Source organism: Streptomyces sp. NPDC057565 (assembly GCF_042801455.1).
GTDB lineage: Bacteria > Actinomycetota > Actinomycetes > Streptomycetales > Streptomycetaceae > Streptomyces > Streptomyces yanii.
Map to the genome: position 1 here is coordinate 1 of NZ_JBHVFU010000111.1, position 12,792 is coordinate 12,792.

General features: G+C 68.5%; 11 protein-coding genes and 2 pseudogenes. 7 read left to right on the forward strand and 6 right to left on the reverse strand.

The features are described 5' to 3' along the window. Window positions 1–257 precede the first annotated feature (257 nt). Entirely contained in the window at window positions 258–884 is a 627-nt protein-coding gene (locus ACFU8W_RS50610; protein ID WP_384052605.1) for an XRE family transcriptional regulator, read from the forward strand. Between the two features lie 40 nt (window positions 885–924). Here ACFU8W_RS50610 and ACFU8W_RS50615 read toward each other — a convergent pair. Further along, window positions 925–1,698, reverse strand: a pseudogene (locus tag ACFU8W_RS50615) (transposase); the annotation flags it as partial. A gap of 149 nt (window positions 1,699–1,847) precedes the next feature. Here ACFU8W_RS50615 and ACFU8W_RS50620 point away from each other — a divergent pair. The 3 genes and pseudogenes from ACFU8W_RS50620 to ACFU8W_RS50630 all read left to right on the forward strand — a co-directional run bounded on the left by ACFU8W_RS50620 (window position 1,848) and on the right by ACFU8W_RS50630 (window position 6,596). Further along, window positions 1,848–2,516 carry a macro domain-containing protein gene (locus ACFU8W_RS50620; protein ID WP_384052606.1) on the forward strand — a complete coding sequence of 223 codons (669 nt, stop codon included), beginning with the start codon at window positions 1,848–1,850 and terminating at the stop codon, window positions 2,514–2,516. 124 nt (window positions 2,517–2,640) lie between these two features. Further along, entirely contained in the window at window positions 2,641–4,305 is a 1,665-nt protein-coding gene (locus tag ACFU8W_RS50625) for an ADP-ribosyltransferase domain-containing protein (RefSeq protein ID WP_384052607.1), read from the forward strand. Window positions 4,306–4,967: 662 nt separating this feature from the next. Beyond that, window positions 4,968–6,596, forward strand: a pseudogene (locus ACFU8W_RS50630) (IS200/IS605 family accessory protein TnpB-related protein). On the opposite strand, the gene ACFU8W_RS50635 reads toward ACFU8W_RS50630, so the two are convergent. After that, entirely contained in the window at window positions 6,580–7,230 is a 651-nt protein-coding gene (locus ACFU8W_RS50635; RefSeq protein WP_384052608.1) for a hypothetical protein, read from the reverse strand. The pseudogene ACFU8W_RS50630 and the gene ACFU8W_RS50635 sit on opposite strands and share 17 nt — an antisense overlap. 66 nt (window positions 7,231–7,296) lie before the next feature. On the opposite strand from ACFU8W_RS50635, the gene ACFU8W_RS50640 reads away from it, so the two are divergent. Next, window positions 7,297–8,451, forward strand: a complete 1,155-nt coding sequence (locus ACFU8W_RS50640; RefSeq protein ID WP_384052609.1) for a hypothetical protein — start codon at window positions 7,297–7,299, stop codon at window positions 8,449–8,451. A gap of 159 nt (window positions 8,452–8,610) precedes the next feature. Here ACFU8W_RS50640 and ACFU8W_RS50645 read toward each other — a convergent pair whose 3' ends face one another. After that, complete coding sequence (locus ACFU8W_RS50645; protein WP_384052610.1) at window positions 8,611–9,030, reverse strand: hypothetical protein; 420 nt, start codon at window positions 9,028–9,030, stop codon at window positions 8,611–8,613. 9 nt (window positions 9,031–9,039) lie between these two features. Further along, window positions 9,040–9,252: a hypothetical protein gene (locus ACFU8W_RS50650; RefSeq protein ID WP_384052614.1), complete on the reverse strand. Its 213-nt coding sequence runs from the start codon at window positions 9,250–9,252 to the stop codon at window positions 9,040–9,042. A gap of 27 nt (window positions 9,253–9,279) precedes the next feature. Here ACFU8W_RS50650 and ACFU8W_RS50655 point away from each other — a divergent pair, with 27 nt between their 5' ends. Together ACFU8W_RS50655 and ACFU8W_RS50660 are read left to right on the forward strand one after the other, a co-directional pair. Then, window positions 9,280–9,507, forward strand: coding sequence for a hypothetical protein (locus tag ACFU8W_RS50655; RefSeq protein ID WP_384052611.1), 228 nt, complete (start codon window positions 9,280–9,282; stop codon window positions 9,505–9,507). 324 nt (window positions 9,508–9,831) lie between these two features. Next, window positions 9,832–11,268 carry an IS1380 family transposase gene (locus ACFU8W_RS50660; protein ID WP_384052615.1) on the forward strand — a complete coding sequence of 479 codons (1,437 nt, stop codon included), beginning with the start codon at window positions 9,832–9,834 and terminating at the stop codon, window positions 11,266–11,268. A 114-nt stretch (window positions 11,269–11,382) separates the two neighbouring features. Here ACFU8W_RS50660 and ACFU8W_RS50665 read toward each other — a convergent pair whose 3' ends face one another. Next, on the reverse strand, window positions 11,383–11,580 hold the full coding sequence (locus ACFU8W_RS50665) for a hypothetical protein (protein WP_384052612.1): 198 nt from the start codon (window positions 11,578–11,580) through the stop codon (window positions 11,383–11,385). 229 nt (window positions 11,581–11,809) lie between these two features. Then, the coding region (locus ACFU8W_RS50670) for an IS3 family transposase (protein WP_384052613.1) at window positions 11,810–12,792 on the reverse strand (983 nt) is incomplete at its 5' end.

Consider the following 12,792-nt stretch of genomic DNA (forward strand, 5'->3'; position numbering starts at 1 on the left):
ACTTCGGGCGCACCGCTCGATCCGCTGCCTGCTGACGACGAACCATCCAACACCTCCGCTGTCACGAGGTGTTGCGACGACCGATTGAATCCGCCCTGTTTCGTTGCTGCCGCCGGAGAGAAGGCCCAGGGCCGTTGCCCCGTGGAGCAGGGGTCCGCCGCTGTTGATGGTGATTCTTGAAGATCGCTAGTGTCGCGTCAGACAACGTTTGCCTGGTCGCGGGAGATTGCTCTGTCGACTGGTGGGAGAGTGTGGCCATGGAGATTGCCAACCGCACGCTGACGGTGGACGTGATCGCGGCACTGACGTACTGGCCTGACGTCATCTGGGGAGGTCAGAAGACCCCCCCAGACCCGGTGGATCTCACGGTTCTTCCCTCCTTCTTCAACGAGGTGTTGCAGGAACTTCCCTGGTGGAACCGCGACTGGAACGTTAGCCACGTCGAGCCGGGTGTTCCCCTGGAGATCGAGAGTGATCACCACGGTCACCCTTCAAGGTTCACTGAGGTGTCAGTGCCGGGCACGGTCGGTTCCAGCGGTGGTGAGGGCCTGCCTTTCGTCGCGAAGGTCGGGTTTGCCGGAGACCAACTGATCCGATTTCAAGCCAAGATCGGCGACATGGTCCTCGGTCCTGCCGTTGCCCCGGCCGGGCGGCTGGAGCCACATCCGTTCGCAAGGGTGCTCACCGGGTTGATGGACCTGCGCGGGATTCCGGTCAAGGTGATGGCAAGGGAAACCGCACGATCGATGTCCACCATCCACATGCTTCGCAACGGAAGGCACAACCCGGAGCCGTTTCTTACCCAGGAGATCGCCAAGGCTCTGGGCATGTCCGAAGCGGACGTCAGAGTCATCGCTGGACTCGACGACGCCAGTAGGCAGTAGCTGACAGGCGGCGGTGTCACGATGCGGCGTTGGCGCTGCGTCAAGCGACGCTCGCCCTGTTGATCACGGTGCGGAGGCGCTTGTCGGCGGCGTGTCCGCTTCGGTGCCCATTAGATGATGTAGCGGCGGATCATGCTGCCCTGGCCCTTGTGGGCGGGGTGGTCAGCGCCGTCGAGCGCGAAGTAGCGCAGGGCGGTGAACTGGGCCTCGATGCGGTTCAGCCAGGAGCTGTTGATGGGTGTATAGGCGAACTCGACGTTGTTCGCCTCGGCCCAGTCGCCGACTCTGGTGTCCTTCTTCGTGCTCAGGTGCGGGGAGAAGTTGTCGAGCACGATCGCGATGCGGGTCTGGGGCAGGTGAAGGCTGCGCAGGTAGCGGCAGAACTCCAGGAACCTCGTGCGGTGCTTCCCCGGCTTGATGTGGCCGTAGAGCTGGTCCTTGCCCAGGTCGTAGCGGCGAACAGGTGCCGGACCCCGTGGGGGCGGCTGTAGGTCGCGCGTCGGCGGGGCCGCGGTTCGCGGTCGGGGGCCTTGTGCCTGCCGCGGCGTTCGGCCCATTGCCGGCCGGGGTGGGGGTGGAGGTTGAGCGGGCCGAACTCGTCGAGGCAGAACACGACCTCGGGCTCGCGGGGCTCGGGCAGGACCTCGCCGTCGGCGATGGCATAGAGATGCTCGACGCGAGCCTTCTTGACCGCGTAGTCGGGATCCTTCGAAGCCTTCCAGGTCTTCAGGCGTTGAAAGGTAACGCCTTCCTTGCGGAGCAGGATGCGCAGGCCCTCGTGGCTGATGTCGTCGACCACCCCCTCGGTCGCCACGCCGGCGGCGGGTTCCTGACCGCTCGTCATCGGCTCCCGCTCCTCCCTCCCCCTGCATCCCTGCTCGAACAACCCTGTCGAACGGCGCTGTCAGTGGCGCGCGGTAGCTTCGGGTTTGTTCGAGATCACGGGGTGAGAGGGGTGAATTCGTGGGTGTCAGGCATGCGTTGAGCGTCGTCCTGGTCGACGTCAACGACGAGGTGGTGACGGCCTGGCGGTCCGCGTTCGCGGACACGCCGGAGGTCGAGATCAGGCGGGGTTCCCTTCTCGATGTGGACGCCGACGCCTGGGTCTCCCCCACCAACGAGCGTGGCCGGATGGACGGTGGGGTCGACGCCGTCGTCAAGCGGTACCTCGGTGCGGGCATCCAGGTGCGGGTGCAGCGGGCGATCCGCGACCGGTTCGGCGGACGGCTGCCGGTGGGCAGCGCGGTGTGCGTCCCGTCCGGGGCGGACGTACCCCGGTACCTGATCTCGACGCCCACCATGCGCCAGTCGTCGCAGAACGTCAGCGACACGATGAACGTGGCCCTGGCCTGCGCGGCCGCCTTCCAGGCGGTGCATCTACAGAACCGGGCGAAGCCGGGCAGCATCCGGTCGGTGGCCCTCGTCGGGATGGGTGCGCAGACCGGGCAGGTGCCCGCGAAGGTGTGCGCCAACCTGATGTGGACGGGCTACACCCTCTTCCACGACTACGGTTTCGAGGACTACGACGAGTTGCGGGCCGCCGTACTGGGGCAGCTCGACGACATTGAGGGAGCGGGGTCCGCACGGCGGGTCCGGATCACCGTGCCGCAGCGGCCTTCCTTTCGTCACTGACCCGAAGACCTCGCAGGCCGGTGCCGCCCAGGGCGCGGACACCGGCGACGACCCTGCCGCATCTGTTCAGCATGCCGGGGCGCCCGTGGAGGCGTCCGGTTCGAGTATCGGGAGTTCCACCCTCGTGAGTGATGTCGACGTGACGGCCGCGGGCGATGCCGGTTCCCCGGCCGGGGATCCGCTGGGACTGGCCGGCCTGTTCACCGGTGGCGGCGAGCCGTGGCTGCCGCTGCTCGGACCGGTGATCGAGGCGCAGCCGGGAGCCGCCGACTTCATCGGCCCGAAGCGCAGCCCGGAGGTCGTTCCGGTGCGCGAGCTGACGTTCCAGGCGTTGAAGCCGCATCCGCCGGAGAAGTGGAAGGTGGTCGTCTTCGGACAGAACCCCTATCCGCGGGCGGAGAGCGCGACCGGCATCGCGATGTTCGACAACACCTTCAACGACTGGAAGGACAGCCAGTTCGGTCGGGTCGTCAGCATCCGCTGCCTCATCAAGGCGGCCGCGATGTGGAAGTACGGCATCGTCAAGAAGACCCCGATCGCCGATGTCCGCGCCCTGCTGAAGAAGGAGGACACGGTTCAGCCGCCCGAGTGGTTCCAGGCGATGCTCACCCAGGGTGTGCTGCTGCTGAACGCGTCCCTCACGGCGAGCGCGGACGGGGCGATGGCGACCGATCGGCACACGTCGTTCTGGCGCCCCGTGGCCGAGCAGATCGTCGAGGAGATCCTCCGGGCGAAGCAGGACGCGGTGGAGGAGGACGACCGGGGGGTGGTGTTCGCCTGGTGGGGCGCGCACGCCCGGAGTCTGAAGAGGGTCGTCCAGCGGCTGGAGAAGAAGTACCCGGGGGTGCAGGTCCGTCACCTGGACCACGCCAATCCGGCCGCGCAGGGGGATCTGTTCTGCGAGGGCGACCACTTCGCCCAGGTGAACGACGCCCTGGCGGCGGTGGGGGCCGAGCCGGTCGACTGGCTGCCGCAGAAGGGCTGGGACCAGGGGACGGGCGGGGCCGGCGGGGCGGAGGACGGTGGTGTCGCGCAGCGGATGGGGGAGTTCATCGCGTCCACGATGGAGTTGCACCAGCTGTATCTGGAGCGGCTCACCAGCGTCAAGGACGAGGGCCTCGTCCTGCCGCCCGTCACTGGGGTGTTCGACACGCCGCTGATGGACTTCCGGAAGGCCGTCGAGCCGGTCTCGCGGGTGCTCGCGCACCTGGATCGACATATCGATCTGTCGAGCCGTTTCGGGGAGACGAAGGCCGCGGAGGCGGCGTCCGCGGGCGCGCTGTCCGGGGAGGCCGTGGGCGCTTTGTCGGCCGACGCGATCTCGGCCCTCTACCTGTACACGTGCGAGTCGGGCTTCTACCGCGAGATCAACGCCGTGCTGCGCTCGTCGGACCGCGAGCGCGTGGTGCCGTACCTGCCGTACCTGCGGTTGCTGTTCTCGGCGATGGAGGCCTTGCCGGCGCAGACGCGGCCGCTGTGGCGTGGTGTGGCGCTGGATCTGCGGTCCCAGTACCCGCTGGGGCGGACGGTGACGTGGTGGGGCGTGTCGTCGTGCACGTCCGAGCTGGGTGTGGCCCGCGCGTTCCTCGGCGGGCGTGGCCGGCGGACGCTGTTCGAGGTGACGCCCGCGCGGGCGGTGGGGATTCGGCGGTTCTCCGCGTTCACGGGTGAGGAGGAGTACATCCTCGCGCCGGGGACGCAGCTGAAGGTGACGGAGGTGAAGGCCGAGCGTGGGGGTCTGTGTACCGTGCGGCTGACCGAGCTGGAGGGGGCCGGCCTGGTGTCGTGACGTCCCCGGGCCGGGCATACAAGCCCCCCGTGGCGGGCCTGAGCCGTGCCGTGGAAGAGGACTGGAAAAGCCGTACCTCGCCTTTCACTCTGACCTGGACGGAGCTTGAAGTCCTGCGCAACGGATGACCATCTCCCGGAGGTTGTTCGGGTCCCGCCCCTGGCTCTGCCCGACGCTGACCAGCCGCCGTAGCTTCACTACCGCCGGTTCAGCGGCGGCCGAAGGGCCACCAGCTCCGGCGCGTCCGGCGGAGGGGCGGGACGGCCGGTCGCGGTGGTGCAGGCGGCCGCGGCGGCAGGGGTGGGTGTGCCGGGGGCTGCGGCTCAGCGGGTGGCGTCGTATCCGGTACGGCCGGACCGGGCGGGGACGTCGGCGTCGGCGTTCCGGGGGATGGCTCGATCGGCGGTGCCGCTGGCGGGGCGGCCTCTGGCGGTGCGGCGGACGTGGACGGCGCGCTGGGGCGCGACCTGGGGTGTGAGTTGGGGGTTGTGAGCTGCTGTCGGTTTGCTGAGCTGAAGTGAGTGGTGGTGTGCGGGAGTGAGTCCCGTCGGTGGGTTGGCGGGGGTGGGAACGGGGGTTCCGTGGTCGAATGGGTGACCTTGGCGGCTGTTGCTCGTTGGGCTGGATGGCAGGTGCCCGGCCTGGTGGGAGGGGGTGACGCGGTGGGTGGTGTGAGGAAGTTGGCCGGGTCCTTCGTGGTGCCCGGGCCTTGCGGGGTGGCGGTCCGGGACCGGCTCAAGCACCTCACTCCCCGGGACGAGGAAGTCCTCCGCTGGGTCGGCGAGCACCAGGGCCGTCTGGCTTCCCGTGATCTCAGGGCCCGCTGTGCGGACGGTCTGGAGCACAGCGCTCAGACGTGGGCGTCGCGTAAGCGGGACCTGACGCCGCTGTCGTCGTCGCGGATCGCGGGTGCGATCACCAAGGCCACCCACGACCAGTGGGCACTCGCGCGCCGTTGCCAGGCGGCACATATCCAGACACTGGAAACCGGGATCAGGACGCTGCGGCACCGCCTGTCTCTCCCGATCGGGGAGAAGGGCACCAAGCGGGCGGCGGGGGGGCTACCGGTCGAAGAGCGAGTGGTTCCACAAGTCCCGCCGCCTGGCGGCACTGGAGGCGCGGCATGCGGCCGTTGTCGCCGAGTGGCAGGCCGGGCGGGTGCGGGTGGTGCGGGGCGGCAGACGTCTGCTCAACATCCGCCACCACCTCGCCGAGGCCGGGCTCACCGAGGAGCAGTGGCGGCAACGGTGGGAGGCGGGGCGCTGGTTCATCGCGGCGGATGGTGAGTCGGGGAAGCGGTTCGGGAACGAGACGATCCGCGTCACCCCGGACGGCGAGGTCAGCATCAGGCTGCCTGCCCCGCTCGCGCACCTGGCCAACGCCGGGCACGGCCGGTACGTCCTCGCCTCCCGGATCGGCTTCGCGCACCGGGGTGCGGAGTGGGCCGACCGCATCGCGGCGAACCGGGCCGTGGCCTACCGGATCCACCTCGATACGAGGCGTGGCCGCTGGTACCTCACGGCCTCGTGGCAGCGCCCCGTCGTGAAGACCATCCCGTTGGAGGCCGCCCGCGTCCGGGGCATGGTCGGTGTCGACACCAACGCCGATCACTTCGCCGCCTACCGGCTGGACCGGCACGGCAATCCCGTCGGTGACCCGCGCCGCTTCGGCTTCGACCTGTCCGGTTCGGCCGGTCACCGCGACGCGCAGCTCCGCCACGCGCTGACCCGGCTGATCCACTGGGCGGTGCGTGTCGGGGTCGCCGCGATCGGCATCGAAGACCTCGACTTCACCACCGAAAAGACCCGGGAGATGCACGGCCGCCGCAAACGGTTCCGGCAGCTCATCTCCGGCATTCCGACCGGGAAACTGAAGGCCCGGCTGGTGTCGATGGCCGCCGAACACGGCCTGAGCATTGTCGCGGTCGACCCCGCCTACACCACTTTGTGGGGTGCCCAGCACTGGCAGAAGCCGCTGGTCACCTCCCGCCGCACCATGTCCCGTCACGATGCCGCCGGTGTCGCGATCGGGCGACGCGCCCTCGGGTACCCGGTCCGGCGTCGGACGGCACCGCCCCCGCACGACCGGAGTGATCGTGCGGGGCATCGGACCGCCCAGGCCGGGTCAGGTGACCGGGGGCGTGAGGGAACCCGCCCACCCGCCACGGACCGGCCCCCGGAGGGCCGTCACCGAACGGGACGCGAAAGCGGGAACCCAGCGCATCCAACACCGTTCGGGATGCGCCCAGTACGCAGCAGTGGGTCCAGGACTCACTCATGCACACTGGCTAGGAACGGTGTGGTGACAGGGGTTGGGCGGGCTGGCGTGTATGGCTGCTCGAAGCGACGGTACGAAGAGTTCGCCTCGGGCGTCCTGGCCGCCGAGATACGCGTGGCCGTTGCCCGTCCGGCGCCGGGTGTCGATCCGGTCGTCGGTCGCGGTCCGGCGCAGCAGCGCCTTGTTGCCGCGCTCCTCGAAGAGTTTCGATGTCGCGTCGACGAAGCCGGTGTACGCGAGGATCTCCGTCACCCGCCGGGCGGGCACCAGCTGCCCACCGACCTCTGACGGCAGGCGGGTGCGGGCCGACGTGTTGTACGGCAGCATCGCGGCGTAGTCGGGGGAGGGGCTGGCCGGGTCGGCGGGTGGGTAGTTGATGTCGCCGCCCACGATGCCGTAGGGCCCGTACCGCAGCGCCCGGGTGGCTATGAGCTTCGCCTCGGCGCGTGCCCTGTCGGCGACGAGCGGGTCCAGGTGCGCGGAGACGATGGCGAGTGGGGCGGGCAGGCCGACGTCGAATGCCGCGACGCCGAAAACCGTGCAGCGTCTCTTGGACGAAGTCGGTGTTCCCGTGCGTCCAGCAGCCGAGTGTCTCGCGCCGGCAGAGGAGCGTCGCGGGATACCGGAGCGGGACGGCGGGATCGGCACCGCCCACGCCGTGGCCGCCTCCTCGCACGCATGCCCGATGTGGAGGGAGACTCGTAGGGTGAGCGGATGGTGGATGCCCCCAAAGAGATATGCGGACTCGATGCGCTACAGGACCTCTTGACCGACCGGTGTGCCTCGCCGGTCGCTGTCAACCGTTGGGAGTCGCTGGAGCCATGGACCGTAGCCCGGGTCTGGCTTCGAAGTGCTTCGGCGCTTCCGCGCTCCGTTGTCGTCAAGTGCATACCGGACGGGCAACGCGAGGCCCGCACCGCTCCATGGCGGCTGCGTACGGAACTGGCGGCACTCCAGTTCCTCAGCGAGGACATGGGGATAGGGCTCGGTCCTCGCGTCATCGCTGCCGACACGGCTGCCGGATGCCTCGTCCTGGAAGACCTCGCGCCTCGTGTCTGCCTGGACCAGTTGCTTCGACGGGACGGCGCGGCAGCGCACGGCGACCGGCTGGCGGCGTTCGCCCGCGCCCGCGGTGCGCTGAGCGCTGCCACCGTTGGGCGGGCCGAGACCTACTACGCCCGTCGGGCCAGGCTGGGACCAGTTGACGCTGCGGCAGACCAGGCCGGACGACTCGCCCCTCTCCGCAAGGAAGCGATCGGACACGCATCGGCGCTCGGGGTGCCGCCAAGCGGCCGGACCGTCCACGAACTCGCCACAGCCATGGACGAGTTGGCTGATCCAGGTTCCTTCCTCGCCCTCAGCAATGGTGACGCAGAAGCCAACAACATCATGCTCCACGCCACCGGCCCGGCCGACGCCCGCCTCATCGACTTCGAATTCGCCGGCTACACCCACGCGCTGACCGACGCGGTGTGCCTGTATGTGCCCGGCCCGGCCTGGCTGATCGTGGGAGATCCAACCACCACAGGCCTCGCCGACGAGTACCGCCACGCCCTGGCCCGCGGCATTCCGGAAGCCGAGGACGACCGGCGGTACGGAGACGGCCTCGCCGCCGCCTGCACGTCCTGGGCACTTGTTCGCCTGCAGCGACTCACCCAGCTCGACACCCGCTCACCAGGTGACCACAGCCGACTCCAGCTCATCGCAACACTGGAAGCCGCCGCGCACACCGCCGAGACCCACCAGGCCCTGCCACACGTCACCGGCTGGATCCGCCGTATCGCCGCAGTGCTGCGCCGCCGCTGGCCCGATGCGAACCAGGACCTCGCCGAGTCAGGAAGGTTCCCGCCCTACCAGCCCCGGCACTGACCCCGGGCGTCCGCTCGCCGCTTCACCCCGCGGTGAATGACCGCAACGGATCAACCAGCAACCGCCACCAACGTTGTTGCTGAGATCGAAACCAGGTGGGGAACACGATTGTCCCTGGGGATTTTCATGGCTCTGACCGGAGTTCCGTGAAATACCAGGTCAGGACGACTCCGGGGCTGGCCACGGCTGACCGTCAGGTGTCCTGGCTGGGCGGCCGGCCAGCACGTAGTCGCAGTACTCGTCTCCTGCCATGGACTGGTTTACCCATCGCTCGCGTACTGCTCCGGTTCGGGTCTCGGCAGCGTCCAAGGCATCGAGGGGATCGTGCGTGGTTGCCAGGAGGATGCCGAAGTCCTCTTCCTCGCCCTCAAACAGCGGTGGGAGGGTGTCCAGATCACCCGCCGGAGGCTCGCAGTCGAGAGCGGCGTGCAGATAGACCTCGTAGGCCCCTCGAACCGGCCGTATCTCGACCCAGTGGATCGCCAGCCCCTTGGGGCTTTCACATGGTCCGAGGAACTGCTCGACACAACGGCCCCGGTTGAGGGCACCAAGAACGAAGGGTTCTGCCAGATAGCGCACGGCGGAAGACTACGACGTGATCAGGATCCGGGGCCGATGGAGATCGAAGGAGGCCCCTCCGTACATCGCCCTCTTGAGCGTTTTGACTCTGTTGACGTGGCCTTCGACGATGCCTGAGCTCCAGCGGAGGGTGAGGTCGGCAGTGACGGCGTCGAGGTCCTGTCGGAGGAATCCGGCAAAGCCGCTCACCGGCTTCGGGGCGTCTTGTTCAGCCTGACGGATTCACTCGGTCAGTAGGAATCCGCGTCGGTGTCGAAGAAGCTCGGCGAAGGCGCGGGCGAGGTCACAGGCTCGGGCGATGTCCGGGCAGGCGATCCGCACAACGAGCAGGCAGCGTTCGAGTTCGGGTGGAAGGGCGTCTTGCGGTCGCATGATCCAGCTGGTGATCTTGCGAGGGCTGGGAATGTCCGCGCGGATGGGTTCGGCGTTGCCGGCGCGGAGGGCGGCGAGGTGTTTGCGGACCTCCGGGCCCGGTGACACCACCCCCCGGATCATCAACAACAGGAGGGGGAAGTCATGCCGAACCCGAAGGCCGGTAGCCCCAGTGCGGAGCCACGAAGACGGTAACGGGGGGCTCAACGATGACAGATGACGACAGTCGACGACGGCTCTTCCCGAGGGGGCCAGCGCCAACGCCTCATCGGCGGCCGACGCAGCCTCACGAGTAGAAGCTGACCCAGTACTCGTCACGACTGCACACGAAGTCATTAGCCTCGCCGTTTCGGTTGGGGCTGGTCCGGATGTTGGCCGGATACGCGAAAGTGCCTTCTGAGCTGGGACGATGAACCTTGTCGAGGGGTTCTGTCGGTCCAAGCGGAAGGCACTTTCTGCGTGCAGGGTATCGGTTCTCGTCCCAAGCTCCACGTCTCCACTGACGGTTCGGGGGTGGTTGGGCACGCCGGGGCACGTTTGCTGACGGATCTCGCCGAGGCCACCGGTCTGACCACCGCGTACTCCACTGCGCTCAGGCAGTTACGACCGCGCGGCACCGGGCATGATCCGGGCCGGACCGCGACCGATCTCGCGGTCATGCTCGCCGACGGCGGTGAGGCGATCGCGGATCTGGCCGTGCTTCGGGACCAGGCCGAGGTGTTCGGCCCGGTCGCCTCCACACCCACGGCCTGGCGGTTGCTCGCCGACACCGGCGAGACTGCACTCGCTTCGCTGCGAGCGGCCCGCGCCTCAGCCCGGGAAGTCGCCTGGATGCAGGCCGCCGAGACCGGCCAGGGCATACCCGCTGTCCGGGCCGGCGGACGAGAACTTCCCGGCCTGGTCCTGGACCTCGACGCCACGCTGATCACCTCCCACTCGGAAAAGGAACAAGCCGCGCCCACCTATAAGGGCGGCTTCGGCTTCCACCCGCTGCTGTGTTTCCTCGCGAACACCGGCGAGGCCATGTCCGGCCGGCTGCGGCCCGGCAACTCCGGAGCCAACACCGCCGCCGATCACATCGCGGTGCTGGACGACGCCCTCGCGCAGATCCCCGACGCCCACCGGCACGGCACCCAGATCCTGGTCCGCGCCGACAGCGCCGGATCCGCGAAAGCCTTCCTCGCCCACATCCGGACCCTGCGCGAGCACGGCCTGGACCTGCGTTTCTCGGTCGGATACGCGGTCACTGAGCCGGTTCGCCGTGCGATCCGGACCCTGCCTGAGCAGGTCTGGCATCCCGCCCTGGACCAGAACGGGACACTGCGAGAGGGAGCCGCGGTCGCCGAGCTGACCGGCATGGTCGACCTCGCCGGTTACCCGGTCGGCACCCGCATCATCGTGCGTCGAGAGCGTCCGCACCCCGGCGCCCAGCTGTCCTTGTTCGATCACGACGAGGGCCTGCGGCACCAGGTATTCCTTACCGATACCCCTTACTCCGGCGGCGGCTCCGCGCAGTTCCTGGAGGTCCGCCACCGCGGACACGCCACCGTCGAGGACCACATCCGGTGCGGCAAGAGCACCGGCTTCGGCCGCTTCCCCTCCCGCCATTTCGACGTCAACGCCACCTGGCTTGAACTCAGCCTCGCGGCGATCGATCTCCTCGCCTGGGCCCGCGTCCTCCTGCTGGATGGCGAACTCGCCGCTGCCGAACCCAAGAAACTCCGCTACCGGCTGCTGCACGTCGCCGCCCGCCTCACCCGCGGCGGACGCCGCCTCCGCCTACGGATCTCGGCGACCTGGCCCTGGAGACACGAACTGGCCACGGCCTTCCACCGCCTTGCCGCACTGCCCCGACCGGTTGGCTGACCGGCTGTCCCCCGCCCACCCACAACCCGAAGGACCCCGGAGAACCCGACCACCGCGCCGGGGCCCCGCCATGCCCAGGAAACAAAATCGCCTCGACCACGCCACAGTTGGTCATCAGCGACGCCGCTTCAGCCCAACCGAAACGGCGAGGTTAGGACGCTCGACGCGCAGCACCTCGTACCGGGCAGCAAAGATGTCCAGCGCCTCATGGAGCGAACAGCCGAGCTGCTCTCGGATCACCATGAGTCCGCGGATGATCTGCTTGGCGAGGATCTGATCGTCGGCAACGTCGATTGCGGCACCATCGGTCATGGCCGCGATCGAAGCCGACCCGCACCCCATCCGCAACAGCGTTTGCCGCCCTGATCTTGCGTGCCGCCACCAAGCCAGAACGACCGGGCAGACGGGATGGAAGCTTGGGGATGGTAGGGGAGGGTGCGTCGGGTGGCTCGGCGATGCGGGCCGCACGCCTCCGCATGAGAAAGAGGCCGAGCTCAGAAGACGGGACTTCCACCCGAAGAGTGGACACCGTTTCATCCTGTTATGCGGCGAGTTCGAGCGTACTCGATCGCTGCTCGTAGTCGACCGGGCTGAGCTGTCCGTTGGCGGAGTGCCGGCGCCAGGTGTTGTATCGGGCGAGCCAGCGGAAGACCGTCCGTCGGCAGATGTCCGCTCCGGCGAAGCGGCGGGCGCCCTTGAGGATCTCCCGTTTCAAGGAGGCGTGGAAGGACTCGCAGGCGGCGTTGTCCGCGCTCGTGCCGACCGCGCCCATGGACTGGGTGACACCCAACTCGGCGCAGAGATCGGTGAATTGACGCGACACGTACTGGGCTCCGTGATCGCTGTGGAAGATCGCACCGGCCAGGCTGCCGCGGGTCGCGGCGGCCATGGTCAGTGCATCGGCGACCAGGTCGGTGCGCATGTGGTCGGCGATCGACCAGCCCACCACACGGCGGGAGAAACAGTCGATGACCGTGGCGAGATAGAGGAACTCGCCGTCCCCGACGGGGAGATACGTCACATCACCCATGTACTTCAGGTTCGCCTCCGGCGCGGTGAAGTCCCGTTTGAACAGGTCCGGGACCGGCGTCGCCGACGGCTCGGGCACAGTCGTGCGGACCTTCTTGCGCAGGTGCGTGCCGATGATGCGGAACTTGCGCATCACGCGGGCGACCTTCTTCTCGTTGATCTCCATGCCGTGCGTATCGCGGAGCTCGGCCGTGATGCGCGGAGCCCCGTACGCCCGGTCGGACTCGGCGTGGATGGTGGTGATTTTCTCGGCCAGGGTCTCGTCCTCGCGCTCCCGCGCGGCGCGGGCCTCACGGCCCTGGCTCCACTTGTAGTAGCTGGAGCGGTGGACGTCGAGGACCTGGCACAGCCGCTGGACCGGGTAGGTCTCGCGATGATCCTCGATGAACCGGCAGCGGCCTAGGAGCCGTAAGGGAATTACTGTCGGTTTTCGCACTGATCCGGTGCGTGCGGTGGTATACGGGCTGGCATGGGGATATCGGATGAGGTCCTGGC

Bases quoted from the DNA above. Each gene is read 5' to 3' on its own strand.
- ACFU8W_RS50610 (WP_384052605.1), top strand. From the start codon at position 258: ATGGAGATTGCCAACCGCACGCTGACGGTGGACGTGATCGCGGCACTG.
- ACFU8W_RS50640 (WP_384052609.1), top strand. From the start codon at position 7,297: ATGGTGGATGCCCCCAAAGAGATATGCGGACTCGATGCGCTACAGGAC.
- ACFU8W_RS50665 (WP_384052612.1), bottom strand. From the start codon at position 11,580: ATGACCGATGGTGCCGCAATCGACGTTGCCGACGATCAGATCCTCGCC.